This is a genomic window from Acinetobacter sp. ANC5681 (genome assembly GCF_023488045.1).
Classification (GTDB): domain Bacteria; phylum Pseudomonadota; class Gammaproteobacteria; order Pseudomonadales; family Moraxellaceae; genus Acinetobacter.
In genome coordinates, this window is sequence record NZ_JAMFKZ010000001.1 from 123,451 (window position 1) to 141,758 (window position 18,308).

An 18,308-nucleotide genomic window follows, 5' to 3' on the forward strand; every position below is an offset into this window, starting at 1 on the left:
CATTTGCAACAACAGAAAATTAAGAACATTGATCTTAAGAATTTGACTTAAGCATACTGGTTCAATAATTGTCATATCAAATCGAGATTAGCTGATACTTTTCGAGTTAAATTTCATATTCTTATTCATATATAAAAGAATATGTATAAAACCAAAAGCACTCGCCGAAAATTTTAGCAATCATAACAATAATTTGGGTTCTGTTATAGTGTTCTATTTTGTACTTGTGGGTATAAATATATGATTATTAGAAAAATAGTTTAATTTTGGTAAAAGTAAATAAATGATACTTTTGTAGTTTTTTCTGATGATGGAAATGTCAAATTTTATTGAATTAGTGATATATATTTTTCTGAATTTAATATTTAAATAATGAATAAGGAAGTGATTTTTATGCTAATTAAAGAATAAAAAAGCCTTCCGAAGAAGGCTTTTGTTAATTAACCAAAGCTTATTCTGCTTTTTCACGTGCAATTGCACGATAACCAATATCACTACGATACTGCATACCTGTAAATGTCACTTGACCACATACTTCTAGTGCATTGATTTGAGCTTCTAGAACTGTGTCTCCAAGCGCAGTCACGCAAAGCACGCGACCGCCTGCAGTAATCACATGACCATCTTCAGTCGTTGCAGTACCTGCATGGAAAATTTTTGTATCTTCTGGAGATTGACCAATACCTGATATCACATCACCTTTGCGTACAGTTTCAGGATATCCTTCAGCTGCAAGTACAATGCCAATTGATTTGCGATCATCCCATTCGGCTTCACTTGGCAAGTTACCAGCAATACCAGCTTCTACTAAATCAACTAAAGATGATTTTAAACGCATCATGATTGGTTGAGTTTCAGGATCACCAAAACGACAGTTAAACTCGATCACGCGTGGTTGACCTTGTTCATCAATCATTAAACCAGCATACAAGAAACCAGTATAAACATGACCATCTGCTGCCATACCATCAACAGTAGGACGCATAACTTCGTTCATTACGCGTTCAAATACTTCCGGTGTAACAACTGGAGCAGGAGAGTACGCACCCATACCACCTGTATTTGGACCTTGGTCACCTTCAAAAATACGCTTATGGTCTTGTGAAGTTGCCATCGGTAAAATGTTGTTGCCATCGATCATACAAATGAAGCTTGCTTCTTCACCTGCAAGAAATTGTTCAATTACAACACGTGAACCAGCGTCACCAAACTTGTTGCCTGCAAGCATATCGTCTATCGCAGCAAAAGCTTCTTCGTTGGTCATTGCAACGATTACACCTTTACCTGCCGCTAAGCCATCAGCTTTGATCACGATTGGTGCGCCATGCTGTTCGATATAAGCTTTTGCAGCATCTACTTCAGTAAATACATCATAAAATGCTGTAGGGATGTTATGACGTTTTAAGAAATGTTTAGCGAATGCTTTAGAACCTTCAAGCTGCGCGGCATACTGGGTCGGTCCCCAGATTTTTAAACCTGCTTCACGTGCTGCATCAACCACACCATTCACTAAAGGTGCTTCAGGACCAACAATCACCAATGCCACATCATTTGCCTTTGCAAATTCGATAATGGCAGGATTATTTAAAATATCGATGTCAACGTTTTGACACTTATCTTCTGTTGCTGTGCCCGCATTACCTGGCGCAACAAAAACTTTAGTCACTTGTGCATCTTGTGCGATTTTCCATGCAAGTGCATGTTCACGGCCACCGCTACCCAAAACTAAAATATTCATTATTAAGTTATTTCCTTTTTCCGTATTTAAGAATATACCTGTTCAGAATAAAAAAGTCCCCCTAGGATGCGATTTAGATGTCGCAAGAAAGAGGGACTTAGGGGGTATTAATGACGGAAGTGACGCATACCCGTGAATACCATTGCAATACCAGCTTCATCAGCGGCTGCAATTGTTTCTTCATCGCGCATAGAACCACCCGGTTGGATAATACATTTAATGCCAGCTTTAGCCGCATTATCAATACCATCACGGAATGGGAAGAATGCATCAGATGCCATGACCGCACCTTCAACCACTAAGCCAGCATGTTCAGCTTTGATTGCAGCAATACGAGCAGAATTTACGCGGCTCATTTGACCTGCGCCTACACCAATCGTTTGACGATTTTTAGCATAAACAATCGCATTTGATTTCACATATTTTGCTACTTTCCAAGCAAAGATAAGATCATCAATTTCTTGTTCAGTTGGTGCGCGTTTAGTTACTACTTTAAGATCATCTTTGGTGATCATACCTAAGTCTTGATCTTGAACTAACAAACCACCATTGACACGTTTATAATCAAGTTGCGGCGCACGTGCATCAATCGCTGGAAGCTCACCGCAAACCATGACACGGACATTTTTCTTGGCACCAGTGACTTCAAGTACACCTTCTGCGATGCTTGGAGCAATAATCACTTCAACGAACTGACGATCAACAATCGCTTGAGCAGTCTCTACATCTAATTCACGGTTAAATGCGATGATGCCACCGAATGCTGATTCTGGATCTGTAGCATATGCAAGATCATAAGCTGCCTTAATGCCATCTAAAGAAACAGCAACACCACATGGGTTTGCATGTTTAACGATGACACAAGCTGGTTTAGCGAATGATTTTACGCATTCAAGTGCAGCATCAGTATCAGCGATGTTGTTATAAGAAAGTTCTTTACCTTGTAATTGCTTTGCAGTTGAAACAGATGCTTCTTTAGCATTTGCTTCAACATAGAACGCTGCATTTTGGTGTGGATTTTCACCATAACGTAAATCTTGTGCTTTATTTAACTGCGTATTGAATGTGCGAGGGAATAAATCTGCTTCACCCTCAGCTTTACCAACACGTGCTCCTAAATAAGATGCGATCATGCCATCATATTGAGCAGTATGTTCAAATGCTTTAACTGCTAAATCAAAACGAGTCTCGTAAGAAAGAGCTCCATTTGTCTTTAACTCTGCAATTACAGCATCATAGTCAGATGCATTCACAATGATACCAACTGAAGCATGGTTTTTCGCAGCGGCGCGAACCATAGTTGGACCGCCGATATCGATATTTTCAATCGCATCTGCAAGAGAGCAGTTTGGTTTTGCAACTGTAGCTGCAAATGGATAAAGGTTTACAATCACCAAATCAATCGGATCGATGTTGTGTTCTTGCATTACAGCTTCGTCTAGACCGCGACGTGCCAAGATACCACCATGAATTTTTGGATGTAGTGTCTTAACACGACCATCCATCATTTCAGGAAAACCTGTATGTTCAGAAACTTCTACGACAGCGATATTGTTGTCTTTAAGCAACTTATATGTACCGCCCGTAGATAAAATTTCTACCCCTAGAGCTGCAAGATTTTGAGCAAATTCAACGATTCCAGTTTTATCGGAAACAGAGATTAAAGCACGTTTGATAGTCATGATTTTAGTCAACAGTTTGAAGTCTACAGATTAAAAATAAAAGGCAAAAAAAATGCCCACGAGAACGTGAGCATTTTATCAATTATTCACTCATTAAACCGTGAGCTTTTAACTTTTTACGTAAAGTTCCGCGGTTAAGGCCTAAAATCTCAGCAGCGCGCGTTTGATTGCCACGAGTGTATTCTAAGACCACAGATAAAAGAGGTTTCTCCATTTCTGCTAAAACCATGTCATAAACTTGAGATGGTTGCTCACCTTGCAATTGTGCAAAATAATGACGAACTGCGCGATCTACATGGATGCGAAGAGCGACATCAGATTGAGCCGTAAAAATAGGAGATTTGCTATTCATGCGTGTTAATCCGAAAAATCAAAATACCACTTGGATAAAGTGATATGTAAATGTGGTCTAAATTACTGAGTCCTGTTTTAGATCCTAAAACAGTGACTCTAAAACAAAGGGACTATTAGCTTGCCACAAATCCTCGATTTGTGTAAAAAATAAGCGTAACAATAGTTAAATATTTGTTACAGCCTACTTTCAAAAACAAAAAAACCAACAATGCGCTTATGTGTTAGAAGCACAGTTCGTTTAACGATTTTATTGTCTATAAATAACGAGGAGTAAGTGGGTTAAGCATTCGTGGCGCGTATCATACCATTGTCTGCGAAAAAGTGAGCAAATTAACTGCACTTTTTTTTATTTTTTTGTCATTTTTCTACGCTTTTAAGGCTGTACAATTTCTAAACTATAATCATCGAAGCTATGTTTACTCTTTGGCACTATAAATTCGAATCTAAAAGGGCTATTCGTTGGGATTCTTTGGATGCTTTTTAAACTATCCACTAAATAATCCTGTGGCTTTAGCGTGATATCGGTGATGACTTCTCCATTTTCTTTTAGAATCACTTTAATAGAGGGGATCACAAGACTATCTTTGTGACGGTTTACTAATACACCTGTGAAGCTTGTTTCATCTTTTCCTACACGTTTAATTTTTACTTTTTCAAAACTAAGAAATTTATATTGTTCATTCTTTATTTTGCACGTTACTACACTGCAAGCATAGTTAAAGATGTGATTCAATGCTGGACTATCATGCATGAGTTTTGGATTGAACCATAAAATCTGAAAAGCAAAAACTAGAATTAATGCAATATTGCCTAATCCCCACAATGTGTAATAAAGCCAGCCATGTTGTTTATGATTTTGTTCATGGATGATTAACAAGTTATCTTCTGATAAGTTCAAATTAGGCAATGCCGTAATAGGTTCAGTATTAAAGTAATTTAAATTATTTAAATAAGTCAATAAATCAATATTTGAGTTTTCAATTTTCTGATCAAAAATACTCAAAATTTGCATTTGCTTCTCAGCAAAAGAACTATCGGGTTGAATCGAAGAAAATAATGAACGATTTGGTGGTGTTAAGGTTGTGTCAGTCGGTTCAGAATCTATTAGATTCGTTAAAGCATTAAAATTAATGATACATTTTGGGCAACAAACCATGCCCTGTGCAACGCTAAGTTGTGAAAGGCTTACTTTATACACGGTTGAGCATTTAGGGCAGCGGGTTTGTTTTTCACTCATAAGGAACAAATTTCTCAAATTGTTGTTTTACGTTTTCCTGAGATGCGACACCAGTTCTCTTCACGTTTTTCGATCTGTAATATATCAAAAAATTCAGAATAAACACTAGAAACATCAGCAACTTGCTCTTCGATTACACCAGCAAGTGCGAATTCACCCTCATTTTTCAATAAAGTTGAGAATTCAGGCGCAAGTGCCATGAGCGGTGCCGCTAAAATATTCGCGACAAGTATATCCGCTTGTTGTTGTTTGAATTCTTGCTCAAACTCTTCAGGTAATCCTACATAAAGACGCTCAAGTACACCATTTAATTCTGCATTTTGTTTTGTAGCCAATACTGCTTGAGGATCGATATCAGTGGCATAAACTTTTTTAGCACCAAGCAATAAAGCTGCAACGCCTAAAATGCCCGAACCACAGCCATAGTCAATGACGATTTTATCTTTTACGTCGGTTTTACCTAACCACTGTAGGCACAAGAAAGTGCTTGCATGGTTACCTGTACCAAAAGCAAGACCTGGATCAAGTTTAATATTTGTTGCATCAGCTTCAGGTGGTTCTAACCACTCAGGTACGATCCAGTATTTTTCGCCAATTTGGATTGGTTCGTAATAGTCCATCCATGCGCGTTCCCATACTTGATTTTCTAAATATTCATGACGCATCGGAACGTTAGGAAGCTGCGCCTTGAGGAAAGCTTCTAAGGTATCAACATCGATAGGATCATCTTCTTCTTGTTGATAAATTCCAGTAACAATAACTTTATTCCATAGTGGCGTTTCACCCGGTAATGGTTCAAGAAGTGCCTGATCTTCAGCATCATCCAAAGTCACACTCACAGCACCTAGAGAGAGAAGCAGTGTTTCAGTAAGCTCAACTTGATCTTGATCAACGGTAATATGAATTTGTAGCCAGTTCACAGGAAAACCTAAGTAAATGTATTTGGGGTTATTGTAATAGATTCAGCTAGTCTAAAGGGATTATAAAATAGGCAGATTACAATTTTAAGATCTTTTTTTTGAATTTAGTGTGTTGATCACATCAAATAGGATAAAAGAATGTGCTTAGGTCACATTCTTTTATCATTTTAAATATTTATAATTTTCCTATTTGATAAGTCTATGGTGTTTGGACTGAACTTACTGGACGAGGTGCGGACTGAGTTTCTGAAATTTTGCTTTGAGTTTCAGGTGTCGCGTTGTTAGCAGGCATCGGTGGCTGGAATGCTAGTTTTCCAGATTCATTCGGTTCACATGTACCGTTATAAACAACACCTTTATAAGCAAAAGAAACCATATCACCTTGTTTTTTGCTTTTACAAACTTGTTGATACTTTTGAGTTTGAGCATCAACAGTCGATTTAGCATTTACCTGTGCAGTTACAGCTAAACATAGGCTACAAAGAAACGATGAAATTAAAAGCTTTTTGTTCATATCATTTTCCTAAAGTATTTTATGCATTAACTAGAATAAGAAATTCATTCACTAAAACAGTGGTGATCAGGTTAATGATTGTGTGGCGCTTTGTTAACCATTGGAGAAAAATGCAACAGAAGGTTTCTTTTTGTGTGTTTTGTATACAGACCATTGATTTCTAGTGAATAAGAATATTGACGGTTTTTGTCAACTTAATATGAAAAATCCTGTATAATACTCTGTCATTTTTTGAATACACATTTACCACTATGCACTATCCTAAAGTTTACGACGTTATCGTAATTGGTGGCGGTCACGCTGGTACGGAAGCGGCGCTTGCTGCTGCTCGTATGGGAAGACAAACATTATTGTTGACGCATAATATTGAAACTTTGGGGCAGATGAGCTGTAACCCTGCAATCGGTGGTATTGGTAAATCACACCTTGTCCGCGAGATTGATGCACTCGGTGGTGCAATGGCACTTGCTGCGGATAAAGGTGGTATTCAGTTCCGTATTCTAAACTCTCGTAAAGGTGCGGCTGTTCGTGCAACACGTGCACAGGCTGACCGTGTTCGTTATAAAGCTGCAATTCGTGATACTTTAGAAAATCAAGCGAATCTAGATATTTTCCAACAAGCTGCGGATGATTTGATTGTTGAAGGCGATACCGTTAAAGGCGTTGTAACCCAAATGGGCATCCGTTTTGATACCAAAACTGTGGTATTGACGACAGGTACTTTCTTGGGCGGTGTGATCCACGTTGGTCTACAAAACTCAAGTGGTGGTCGTGCGGGCGATCCACCGTCAATTGCATTAGCTCATCGTTTGCGTGAACTTAAATTGCCAGTAGGTCGTTTAAAAACAGGTACACCACCGCGTATTGATGCCCGTACAGTTGATTTCTCTGTTATGACGCCGCAGCCAGGTGATTTCCCATCGCCTGTAATGTCATTTATGGGTGATGCATCTATGCATCCTGAACAGGTGAATTGCTATATTACCCATACAAGCGAAAAAACCCATGAAATTATTCGTGGTGGTCTAGATCGTTCACCTATGTATACGGGTGTAATTGAAGGTGTAGGTCCGCGTTATTGTCCATCAATTGAAGATAAAATTCACCGTTTTGCTGATAAAGATTCACATCAAGTGTTCTTGGAGCCAGAAGGCTTGGATACCCATGAACTTTATCCAAACGGAATTTCGACTTCTTTACCATTTGACGTACAGTTCAATTTAGTTCGTTCGATCCGTGGTATGGAAAATGCGCATATCTTGCGTCCAGGCTATGCGATTGAATATGACTATTTCAATCCACAAGCATTGAAATTTACACTTGAAACCAAAGCGATTCAAAATCTGTACTTTGCGGGTCAAATCAATGGTACCACAGGTTATGAAGAAGCGGGTGCTCAAGGCTTACTTGCAGGCTTAAACGCTGCACGTCGTGCTTGGGAACAAGAGGAATGGACACCAAAACGTGATCAAGCTTATATGGGCGTATTGGTTGACGATTTGATTACACTTGGAACTAAAGAGCCGTACCGTATGTTTACCTCACGTGCGGAATACCGTTTGATGTTACGTGAAGACAATGCTGATCAACGTTTAACCTCTATTGGTCGTGAGCTTGGCTTAGTGGATGATGAGCGTTGGGCTGCATATAGCGAAAAAATGGAAGCAGTTGAGCGCGAAACTTCTCGTTTACAACATTTATGGGCTGCGCCAAACAATCCAATGGGTAAAAAATTCGTTGAAATGACGGGTGCTGATCTTAGTAAAGAATGTAGTGCGATTGATTTATTGAAACGTCCAAATATCAATTTCAGTCAAATTGCAGAATTAACGGGTTCTGAAGTTTCAGAGCAAGTGGGTGAGCAAATCGAAATTGCGGTGAAATACGAAGGTTATATCAACCGTCAACATGAAGATGTTGCACAATTGAAACGTCTAGAAGAAACCCGAATTCCTGCTGATTTTGAATATGAGGGGATTTCAGGTTTGTCACGTGAAATCACCTTGAAGTTAAAAACAGTTCGTCCAGAAACTTTGGCACAAGCGAGTCGTATCCCAGGTGTGACTCCCGCAGCAGTACAATTATTGATGATCACCATTCGTAAAAACAATATGGCGAAGAAATCAGCATAATTCTTGTATAAAGTTACGTGTTAAAAATACCCTCTTTTTATAAGAGGGTATTTTTTTTTTAATTTTGTGCTTAACCATTTATCTATGGGAAATTGAATGAAGAATTGGCTCATTTTATTTATCGCAATTGTTGCTGAAGTGATTGCTACTTCTGCTTTAAAAAGTAGTGAAGGGTTTACAAAGCCGATGGCATCTATTGTTGTTGTACTCGGTTATATGATTGCATTTTATTGTTTATCTCTCACATTGAAAACAATTCCCGTTGGTATTGCTTATGCGGTATGGTCGGGTGTCGGGATTGTCCTCATTACGACTGTAGCTTGGATTGTATTTGACCAGAAACTGGATGTCTGGGGAATTGTTGGCATTGCATTGATTATGAGTGGCGTTCTGGTCCTGAATTTGTTGTCTAAAACAAGTTCGCATTAAACTGGTAAGTCAGTCAAAGCAGAAATTTGAATTGCTTGTAATCAGACAGGAAAATCAAAGGCACTTACAAAAAATGTGAATGTAAGTGCCTGAATGGCTTACTCCGTCACTTCAACGGTAACGCTATAGGTGTAGCTTTGAGCAACAGGTGGTTTGGTATTGTCACTATTCGCTTCTGGATAAGTCGCGGTAATTAAATAAATGCCTGCTTCGCTAAATTTAATCTCGACTTCACCTTTTGCATTGGTTTTCACGTGCGGTTGTTCACGTTTAGCATTGGGTTGATAGCTGCTCGCACCTTTAAAGACATCAACTTCTAAGTTAGGAACAGCTTTGCCATCCATTAAAACTTGTGCTTTAAGTGATTCACCAGCAAATAATTCATTTGGGTGTGTTAAAAACTTAAATTCAAAACCTTTATTTTCAACTTGTGGAATTGGGCTTGGTTTGCCTTTTGTCACAAAGCTTTCAGCAAGATAATAGTTTGTTGTTTGAAGTGTTTTTGCATTAGCCGTGATTTGATCCTCTGTCACAAAACGTGGTGGTTGGCTTGCTTGCTGAGGTGCTTTTTGTTCAGCATTTGCTTGAGGTTGCATAGGTGCAGCATTTGCAGGTCGTGATGGACGAACACGTAACCAACGCCCATCAACTTGAGCATATTTGGTTGGATTACCAGTCGCTTCTTTTGTGCGAATGCGATAGGTACCATCATTGGTTAAATTGAATTCAGCGATATTAAACTTTTTGAGTTCAGCTGCTGCATTGAAAGATTCAGTTTTACCTTCAGGTGTTGTGACTTGATAGCTGGTTTTAAAATTTCTACTTGCGACAAAGAATTTTTCTACTGTAATACCACTTTGAAAGCTTACACTGTCAGATTTGCTATCGAAGACTTCAGGCAGTAAAAATGGGCTGGCAGTATGAGCAAAACTCAAGGTTGGTAACAGCGCGAGTAATCCAGTCGTAATCAAATGACGCATGAAAAATTCCTTAAAAGAGAAATATACAAAAATGCAAAAGATTTGCCACAATCTACTTGATAACGAGTATCAATTGCAATATTATTTCGATAAATTTTTAATCATCATGTTCAAAAACTAAGTTGATGATTAAAAAGTTATTCCTTTCTTTTAACTTAAGTTTTTATGCAGATTAATATTATTGATTTTATTGAAAAATTTGATCAAATTATATCGTAGTCTAAGTTAAGTATTGAGATAGAAGAAGAGCATTACTTTAATTGAGCGACCAGTAGATTTTAAGTAAATCTTGGAAAATGGAATCCCCGTATGTCATCAACTCAACAAATTTTTCGTCCAATACAGATAATTTTTCGTTTATCTCCGTTGATGGCTGCGTTAACAGTTTTGATGTCCCCATTTACGGCGACTCAAGCAGATGAACTAAGTATAAATATAAAAGATGCACATCAATTATCCGCGCCCATCCAATTACCAAGTTATCGTTTTCATCAAGATCATGTGTTAGGCACATCTTTAGATGTTGTAGTCACTACATCTCAGCAACAAGATGCAGAAAAAGCTTTACAAGCAATTCAAACAGAAATTGCGAGGCTTGATCAGATTCTTTCTGTTTGGCGTGATGATAGTGAAATCAGCCAATTAAATCGTGAGCAGCAAATTTTTGCTTCATCTGAGCTTTATGATGTTATCGCAGCTTGTGAACAGTGGCGCAGTGCAACGTGTGGCGGTTTTGATGCACGTTTGGGGCAATTGATCCAATTATGGGAAAATAGCAATCAAGTCCAACGCTTGGATGACAATACTCAAGAATCTTTATTGCGACAGTTACAGACGCAAAGTATTGAACTGAATCCTGTAACCAAACAAATTAAAACGGCATCAGCTATTAAAATCGCCCCTGATGCTTACGCTAAAGGCTATGTGATTGACCGTGCTTTGTTAGCAGCTAAACAAGCAGTGCCACATTTACAAGGTATTCTGATCGATATTGGTGGCGATATGCGTGTATGGGGGCAATCACCTCAACAAGCGGGTTGGAAAGTTGGTGTACAAGACCCAAATGAACGTTTTGATAATGTTGCACCAACTCAGGTACTCAAACTGAAAGATCAAGCTGTAGCTTTTAGTGGTCAAGGCTATCGTGGGTTCGCAGATCAATCACATTTGTTAAATCCACATACAGGACAACCGATTCAAAACGTTGAACAATGTGTTGTGGTTGGACAATGTGCTGCTGATTCAGATGCTTTAGCAACAGCATTAACCGCAATGCCTGCGCATGAAGGGATGCAACTGATTGAACAACTCGTCGGTTATGAAGCTCAACTTGTTGCAACTGACGGCACACGTTATCAAAGTTCAGGCTGGTCATCATTATTAGATGCCAATCAACCTGCTCTAATGCGTCATGTTGCGGCGAATGGCGCAGCAACAGCTTGGCCAAAAGGCTACCAAGCTCAGTTAGAAGTGAATATTCCAAAAATCGCAGTAGATAACTACCGTGCACCTTATGTGTCAGTTTGGGTTACAGATAGCGATAAAAAAATTGTGCGTACACTGGCTGTCTGGGGTAAAGATGAGAAGTGGATTAACTCTAACTATGTTTGGTGGCGTCGATATGGTCGTCAAATGCCAAACTTAGATGCTGTTGCAAAACCTTCACGTCAACCAGGACAGTATAAGTTGGCTTGGGATGGTAAAGACGAAGCGGGTAAAATAGTGAATGCAGGTAAATATATTATCCATATTGAAACCTCGCGTGAGCATGGTGATCATTCTTATCAAACTATTGAATTGAATGTCACACCAAAAGCTGCAACACAAACGCTGCCTGCTCAAGCAGAAATTGGTACAGTTAAATTGAATTTCCAACGTGGTGCTTAATTTCTAGCATCACTCCATTTATGAGGCTAGTCCCTTGTATCAACGCCGTGATTTTTACCGCCATGCACGCTATGTGCATGGTTGGCTTTCTGCCTTTGCCTTTATCGTTTTGATCTTCTTTGCTGCTACAGGTTTATTTCTCAATAATCCTGATTGGTTTAAATCAAAAAATGAAGAGCAAACCACCACATTCACTTTACCGCCAACACTGGTTGCGTCTCTGCAAAAACAAGAGAATCCAAGCCAAAGTATTGTGGAATACGTTCGTTCGAAACAGCCTTTGATTGGTCGTTATAAAAGTAGTGAAGTGCTAGACGGTGAGATCATGATTCGTCTCGAAAGCCCAGCAGGTTCAACAGACTTATGGGTGTTGCTCGACAATGGTGATGTTGAGATAACGCAGAAACCAGCCACCGCTGTTTCATTATTGAATGATTTGCATCGTGGCAAAAACGTTGGAACAGCTTGGCATTGGTTAATTGATATTAGTGCGATCATCATTATTTTATTATCTTTGGCAGGTTATATTCTGTTCCTGACCATTAAAACCCGTTTAGTGACACATCTGCTTTTAACGGCATGTAGTTTATCGGCAATTATTTTGCTCATTTGGTCTGCCATTTAAGGGTGAAAGGATGACTCAAGCTGTACTGACGATTATTGTGATATTGGCAATATTATTGAGTCTACATCTTTTTATAATTGTTTGGTTATTATGGCAACAAGGTCATGCGAAGCAAAAAACGAATCAAGATCATCCTGCTTATTTAGTGGTGTATGCAAGTCAATCGGGGCATGCTGAATCTTGGGCAAATCACACCGCTGAACAATTGCGTTTAATTGATCATCGCACTGCAATTCGAAATATTCAAGAACTGAGTATTACTGATTTAACGCAACATCAACGTATTTTATGGGTGGTGAGTACCTATGGAGAAGGGGATGCACCTGATGCAGCCCAGTCCTTTGTCCATAAAATTCTGTCCCAATCTTTAGATTTATCGCATTTGTTATTTTCAGTGCTTGCATTGGGTGATCAACGTTACTCGAATTTTTGTCAGTTTGGGAAAACACTAGAACAATGGTTATTGAAGCAACAAGCTCAAGCTCTATTTCCAATAGTTTGTGTGGATCAGCTCAATAGTCGTGATTTAGAACAATGGTTGCTTGGCTTGGAGCAGTTAACCAGCACTCAATTTTCAGCGCTATCTATTGAAAAAGAGCATGTAGAATTAAAGTTTGCTCATCGCCAATGCTTGAATAGAGGCAGTATTGGGGAAGCAATTTATAAAATCCAATTAATTCCTGAACAAGATTTGGTTTGGTCATCAGGCGATATTTTAGAAATTCAATGTGAAAACAATACGATTGATATTCAGAATTTTTTAGTAGCACAACAGCAAGAAGATGCAGTGGATTTCATACCTCAACTGCGCCGCTTAAATTTAAGAAAATTACCACCTCGCGCATCACTTTCATTTGCTGAATGGATTACACAATTTGAATCCTTAGCTCAGCGTGAGTATTCGATTGCAAGCTTACCTGAAAATGGTTTAATTGAATTGGTGGTGAGACAGCAACAGACTGAATCAGGTTTAGGACTAGGCTCAGGTTGGTTGACAGTGGGGTTGGAGCAAGACCAATCGCTGCAAGCCAACATACGTCATAATCCAAGTTTTCACTTAGTTCATGATGATCGACCACTGATTTTAATTGGCAATGGTACGGGAATCGCAGGTCTAGTTGCACATTTACGCCAACGTGAGCATTGGGGATATAGACGGAATTGGTTGATTTTTGGTGAAAGACAGCAGCAGTTTGATCATTTGTACCAAACAGAGATTCGCTATTGGCAGCAGCATGGTTTTCTGGAGTATGTGGATTATGCTTTTTCACGTGATCAGGCTGAAAAAGTCTATGTGCAAGATTGTCTGAGAACACAATCAGTTCAATTACAAGCATGGATTGCACAAGGCGCAGCGATATATGTCTGTGGTAGTTTACAAGGCATGGCGAGCGGTGTTGATCAAGCACTAAAAGAGATTCTAGGGCATGAACAGGTAGAACTGCTTAAGCAGCAACAGCGTTATCAACGCGATGTGTATTAAGTCTATCGATCAGTTGTCAGATTGGGCTAGTACCAGTGCTTTGATCTTGTCAGCTTTTTCAAAATGATCCACCAATGGGGTAGCTTCCATTAAGCATTCAGGATCATCATTTTTATTGGCAAAGAAAGCATAAAAAGAAAGTCCGACGTTACTGCCTTTTTTTGCAATTTTTTCATCGCAGACCTGTAGGATTTGGCTTTGAGTTCGGCTCTCATATTATCCTCTAAGCACTGATGAAAGTAGGATGAAGATCATAGCATTCCCAATATCGAAAATTTTCATAGTTAGATTTTTAATATCTATTTTGAAATCTAAAAAAACCAGCTATTTTCATAACTGGCTTTTGTTAATGATGAATCAATTTAGCCTAGGCAGTAAAGTTAGAACTTTTTCTCAACAGAGAATTGGAAACTCGCCATACCTTGATTTGTTCTTGCTTGATATAAACTACCGTCAGATTGATTGGTCAGTCGTTCTTTATAATCTGTACTGAGTAGATTGTTGAGATTTAAACTTGCCGCCCAGCCACCAGTGAAACGCTTGGTTGCACTGAGGTCTAATCCAAAACGTTGATTGGTGGTTCGATCATAAGGTTGACCATCTAAACCACGCGTAAATTCAGGTGTATAGCTCACATTGATACTGGTAGAAAGCTGCCAAGGCTTAAAGTTATAAGATAACCCCGCACTTGCATTATATGGGGCAACATCGCTGACTAAACGCTCATTATGCTGTTCATCTTCAACTTTTGCACGAATCGTTGATATTTGCCCATTCAGCATAAATGAATGACCTGCATCCGTTTGTTTCAGCGCATAACGTCCAGAAAGTTCAACACCATAGGTCGTTGCTTGATTTTGGTTTTGTGGACGTTCAACATAACGTGACCCTTCAAGCGCAATCACCTTTTCGATGTAATCTTTAATTTCGCGATGATATGCAGTTAAACTCATACCACCATTCGCTGAGTCATATGCCAGAGTTGATTCTACAGCGCTTGTTTTCTCTGGTTTTAAGTCAGGATTACCGCCGCGATCAGGATTATTCAATGAACCAGCATCGCTATCTGTAGAAACAGTGACATTCGGAATTAGACGATCAGTTTTTGGACTGTTAAATGCTTGGCTCAGGTTGGTTTGAATCGACCATTGTTCGGTTAGATCAAAACGATAAGCAAGTACAGGGCTAAGATGTTGGTCCTGATAATCAACTAGACCAGAGCGATTTAACCATTCTTGGCGCGCGCCCAACGTAATGGTTTGTCGATCTGTAAAACGCCAGCTTCCCTCGGCATATAAAGCATAACGTTGCTCATCTAAACGATTGCTCACATTACTGTCTAAATTACTACTCCGTGTATCAACACCAAATTTGATTTGACGAGTCGGATCTAATTTACGCATCCCATCATAAGCGAGGCCATATTCATGAATGGTTTCATCGGTATAAATGGTATTTTGAGGTGAACGGGTGAGTTGAGTTTCGGTTTGACGTTCAACGGATAGCCGAATCTTATCGCTTAAGTCTTTGTCTTTTCGTTCATAACGTGTATTTAGACGAATGCTATCATTTTTATCATCTTGCGTTTGATTGGCTGAATAACCATCCATTTTGATGTTGCGATAGAATAATTCGGCAATCAATTTTTGTTGATCATCGAGATCGTATTGCAAGCGAGGTGAAAACATTTGCATGCTTCGATTGACCGTGCGCGATTGTTCACGTGTACCCGCTGATGTTTCTGTTTTGGTTAGGGATGTGTTATCAACCCACATTTGATTTGCAGAAACGCTATATGACCATACGTTGTCACGACCATCTGCTTGTAGGCTGATTTTTTGTTCGCTCTTTGATTGTTTCTCAGAATCCTCATACTTACCATAACCTACTTTTATCGAGCCACTGATACGACTATCGAGAGGTTCTTTCAAAATAATGTTGATAACAGCTGATGATGCAACAGACGCTTGAGCAACACTTGGCTGCTTCACGACTTCAATTCGTTCAATCATTTCAGGGGTAATCGTGTCAATAATAGACATCCCTCCACGTGGTCCACCTTGCACAGGTTCACCATTGATAAGGAATGTTGGACCAGCTCCACCACGGAAACGCATTCCAGAAGCGCCGCCACCACCGCGTGGACCTTGTCCAGGTGTCGGAAGTTGAAATCCAGCAGCTCTACGTAATGCATCCATCACGGATTGATCGCCGTACTGTAGCATTTCATCACGGGTGATAATGGTTTTAGGTACAGCACTTATATCATCATCTTTTGGTTTCTGTGGCTCTGCCGATGCTTTAAACGATAGGGTAGGTAAAACCTGCGTTGCTGTTTCTGTAGGTGTTGTTATGTTGCTATCAGCGGCGAAAACTGAAGTGCTGATACTCAGTAATGCCGAGCTAAGTACACTCAATTTCCCAGAATAGAGTGGATATTTCATTCAAGTACCCCAAAAGAAAGATCAAATTATTTTGTGTGTAGCCTAATGTAAAATTGTGTAGAAAAATGGAATTTAGCTTAAATAAGCCTCAGATTTAAAAAATATTTTTTAATTATTTATGCGCTATTAAAGAGCATGATTTCGTAAAAATTGACTGCTTAATAAGCTGTGAGAAATAATTTATATAAAATATGGTGAAAATAAGAATTATTTTCATTAATATTGTATTGTTTTTTATATTTTAAGTTTTACTTAATATTTGTCTGATTTTTTGTTTGGAATTCTTATGACATCTCGATATGTTACGCTCTCTCACAAGCCTATTTTTAGATTTAGTGCATTAAGCTTAATGCTCTTACAAGCGCAGTACCTATTTGCCAACGAGAACAATACTCAGACTGCGGTTATGCCAACGATTAAAATTGAAGCAATGAGCGAGCTTGATCCAATTAAAAGCTATATTGATTATGAACAAGCCAGCGTGACTCGAAATGGGCTAAAGAAAAAAGATATTCCTCAAACGATTGATACGATTGATGTTCAGAAATATAAAATCTATGGTGCAAATGATTTAAGTGTGATGTTACAGGGAACACCAGGGATATCAACGAGCTATGACATGCGTGGTGATGGCATCAACTTCCGTGGATTTAATGCAGATACTGGCGATATCTATCGTGATGGTGTCCGTGAAAGTGGTCAAGTTCGCCGTAGTACTGCCAATATTGAGCGTATTGAAATATTGAAGGGTCCAGCATCAATCTAAAGGGATAGAGTTTAGCTTTATTGGACGTGCTTTAGATAACTTGTTTGTACGGGGAGGCTATAGCTATATGGATACAGAGATTTCTAAAGACAATAAAGCGGCCAATGTTGGTAAAGTACTCAATAATACTCCACGCCATACTGGAAACTTATTTATACGCTATTTACCAGTCGAGAAGATCTATGGTGAAATTGGCGCAACTTATGTTGGTGATGCGAAGATATATTCCAATGGCAATTTAGATAATACGCCTATCGATTTTCAAGGATTCACGCGTTTAGATGCTGCAATTGGTTATAGCGCTGATCCTTGGAACGTTACGCTTGCTGTAAATAACCTAACCAATAAAGACTATTGGCGCTCAGAGTCAATGCCTGGAACACCACGTAATGTTCTAGTTCGATTGAATTATCAGTTTTAAACTTGTTTAGATCGCATATGAGTAAAAGCGTCTTTAGTTAAACTAGAGATGCTTTTTTATTTGATTTTTGATAGTAATCCATCTTTAATTTTAACAAATGTTATAAAAAATGCTTAAATTTTAAGCTATCTAATTGGATTATATAAAATGCAATTGCATCAAGAATATAAATAATTTAAGATTTATTTGGATGAAAAATATACAAAATCAATTCATAAATAATCATATAATTGTGAATTATTTCTAATTTTTGATTATTTAATGTTAATTAATTCTCTTTTTTGTTTATTATTGTTAATATTCAAGAAAAGCATACAATAGAGATAATAATAATGAAGAAATTCCTTCCATTGCTTGTTGTTTGTTCGATTGTTGTTTTAGGTTACGCTGCATATGTAGATGCCCAAGATAAAAGACGCCAAGAGCTTACGAAAATTGTAAATGATGCGGAACACAGTTTGCATATGATCCAGAATAATCCTAATTATACCAAGCATACACATTTGTCATCGTATAAGAACGATCAATAGTCATTGATATTAATCAATAATTATTGCAATTCAGTGTATGTGTCTTTCTAGAATGTATGATAACTAGGCTTTTTTTGATTTGAAGCCATCAAGTTTTGCTTAAAATCTGTTAAAATATTTACCATTGAATAAAAAGCTGCATCTTGTTATGCAGCTTTTTACATTT

At 38.5% G+C, this 18,308-nt stretch carries 14 protein-coding genes and 2 pseudogenes; 7 read left to right on the top strand and 9 right to left on the bottom strand.

The window, feature by feature from the left end:
• Positions 1-451: 451 nt before the first annotated feature.
• The 6 genes from purD to M5121_RS00620 all read right to left on the bottom strand — a co-directional run bounded on the left by purD (position 452) and on the right by M5121_RS00620 (position 6,445).
• Positions 452-1,738, bottom strand: coding sequence for a phosphoribosylamine--glycine ligase (gene purD / locus M5121_RS00595; RefSeq protein WP_249569934.1), 1,287 nt, complete (start codon positions 1,736-1,738; stop codon positions 452-454).
• A 107-nt stretch (positions 1,739-1,845) separates the two neighbouring features.
• The gene (gene purH, locus M5121_RS00600) at positions 1,846-3,420 is read right to left on the bottom strand and encodes a bifunctional phosphoribosylaminoimidazolecarboxamide formyltransferase/IMP cyclohydrolase (RefSeq protein ID WP_249569936.1); all 1,575 of its coding nucleotides are present in this window, start codon (positions 3,418-3,420) and stop codon (positions 1,846-1,848) included.
• A gap of 82 nt (positions 3,421-3,502) precedes the next feature.
• Positions 3,503-3,772 (bottom strand): DNA-binding transcriptional regulator Fis, encoded by a 270-nt coding sequence (gene fis / locus M5121_RS00605; protein WP_001086304.1) that lies wholly within the window; start codon positions 3,770-3,772, stop codon positions 3,503-3,505.
• 375 nt (positions 3,773-4,147) lie between these two features.
• Positions 4,148-5,011 carry an MJ0042-type zinc finger domain-containing protein gene (locus M5121_RS00610; protein ID WP_249569938.1) on the bottom strand — a complete coding sequence of 288 codons (864 nt, stop codon included), beginning with the start codon at positions 5,009-5,011 and terminating at the stop codon, positions 4,148-4,150.
• A 14-nt stretch (positions 5,012-5,025) separates the two neighbouring features.
• The gene (gene prmA / locus M5121_RS00615; protein ID WP_050041886.1) at positions 5,026-5,931 is read right to left on the bottom strand and encodes a 50S ribosomal protein L11 methyltransferase; all 906 of its coding nucleotides are present in this window, start codon (positions 5,929-5,931) and stop codon (positions 5,026-5,028) included.
• A gap of 199 nt (positions 5,932-6,130) precedes the next feature.
• Entirely contained in the window at positions 6,131-6,445 is a 315-nt protein-coding gene (locus tag M5121_RS00620; protein WP_087546783.1) for a hypothetical protein, read from the bottom strand.
• A 251-nt stretch (positions 6,446-6,696) separates the two neighbouring features.
• On the opposite strand from M5121_RS00620, the gene mnmG reads away from it, so the two are divergent.
• Positions 6,697-8,577 carry a tRNA uridine-5-carboxymethylaminomethyl(34) synthesis enzyme MnmG gene (gene mnmG / locus M5121_RS00625; RefSeq protein ID WP_087536076.1) on the top strand — a complete coding sequence of 627 codons (1,881 nt, stop codon included), beginning with the start codon at positions 6,697-6,699 and terminating at the stop codon, positions 8,575-8,577.
• Positions 8,578-8,673: 96 nt separating this feature from the next.
• On the top strand, positions 8,674-9,006 hold the full coding sequence (locus M5121_RS00630) for a DMT family transporter (protein WP_087536077.1): 333 nt from the start codon (positions 8,674-8,676) through the stop codon (positions 9,004-9,006).
• Positions 9,007-9,104: 98 nt separating this feature from the next.
• On the opposite strand, the gene M5121_RS00635 is transcribed toward M5121_RS00630, so the two are convergent.
• The gene (locus M5121_RS00635) at positions 9,105-9,986 is read right to left on the bottom strand and encodes a DUF4198 domain-containing protein (RefSeq protein WP_087536078.1); all 882 of its coding nucleotides are present in this window, start codon (positions 9,984-9,986) and stop codon (positions 9,105-9,107) included.
• 309 nt (positions 9,987-10,295) lie between these two features.
• Here M5121_RS00635 and M5121_RS00640 point away from each other — a divergent pair, with 309 nt between their 5' ends.
• The 3 genes from M5121_RS00640 to M5121_RS00650 are packed head-to-tail and all read left to right on the top strand — an operon-like array spanning position 10,296 to position 13,981.
• Positions 10,296-11,873: a DUF2271 domain-containing protein gene (locus M5121_RS00640; protein ID WP_249569939.1), complete on the top strand. Its 1,578-nt coding sequence runs from the start codon at positions 10,296-10,298 to the stop codon at positions 11,871-11,873.
• Positions 11,874-11,907: 34 nt separating this feature from the next.
• Positions 11,908-12,498: a PepSY-associated TM helix domain-containing protein gene (locus M5121_RS00645; RefSeq protein ID WP_249569941.1), complete on the top strand. Its 591-nt coding sequence runs from the start codon at positions 11,908-11,910 to the stop codon at positions 12,496-12,498.
• A gap of 10 nt (positions 12,499-12,508) precedes the next feature.
• Positions 12,509-13,981 (top strand): sulfite reductase subunit alpha, encoded by a 1,473-nt coding sequence (locus tag M5121_RS00650; RefSeq protein ID WP_249569943.1) that lies wholly within the window; start codon positions 12,509-12,511, stop codon positions 13,979-13,981.
• 9 nt (positions 13,982-13,990) lie between these two features.
• Here the strand turns inward: M5121_RS00650 and M5121_RS00655 are convergent.
• Positions 13,991-14,196 (bottom strand): annotated as a pseudogene (locus M5121_RS00655) (DUF6500 family protein).
• Positions 14,197-14,361: 165 nt separating this feature from the next.
• Positions 14,362-16,425: a TonB-dependent receptor plug domain-containing protein gene (locus tag M5121_RS00660; protein ID WP_249569945.1), complete on the bottom strand. Its 2,064-nt coding sequence runs from the start codon at positions 16,423-16,425 to the stop codon at positions 14,362-14,364.
• Between the two features lie 286 nt (positions 16,426-16,711).
• On the opposite strand from M5121_RS00660, the pseudogene M5121_RS00665 reads away from it, so the two are divergent.
• Both M5121_RS00665 and M5121_RS00670 read left to right on the top strand, forming a co-directional pair.
• Positions 16,712-17,612, top strand: a pseudogene (locus tag M5121_RS00665) (TonB-dependent receptor domain-containing protein).
• 332 nt (positions 17,613-17,944) lie between these two features.
• Positions 17,945-18,142 carry a hypothetical protein gene (locus tag M5121_RS00670; RefSeq protein ID WP_249569947.1) on the top strand — a complete coding sequence of 66 codons (198 nt, stop codon included), beginning with the start codon at positions 17,945-17,947 and terminating at the stop codon, positions 18,140-18,142.
• Positions 18,143-18,308: the final 166 nt, after the last annotated feature.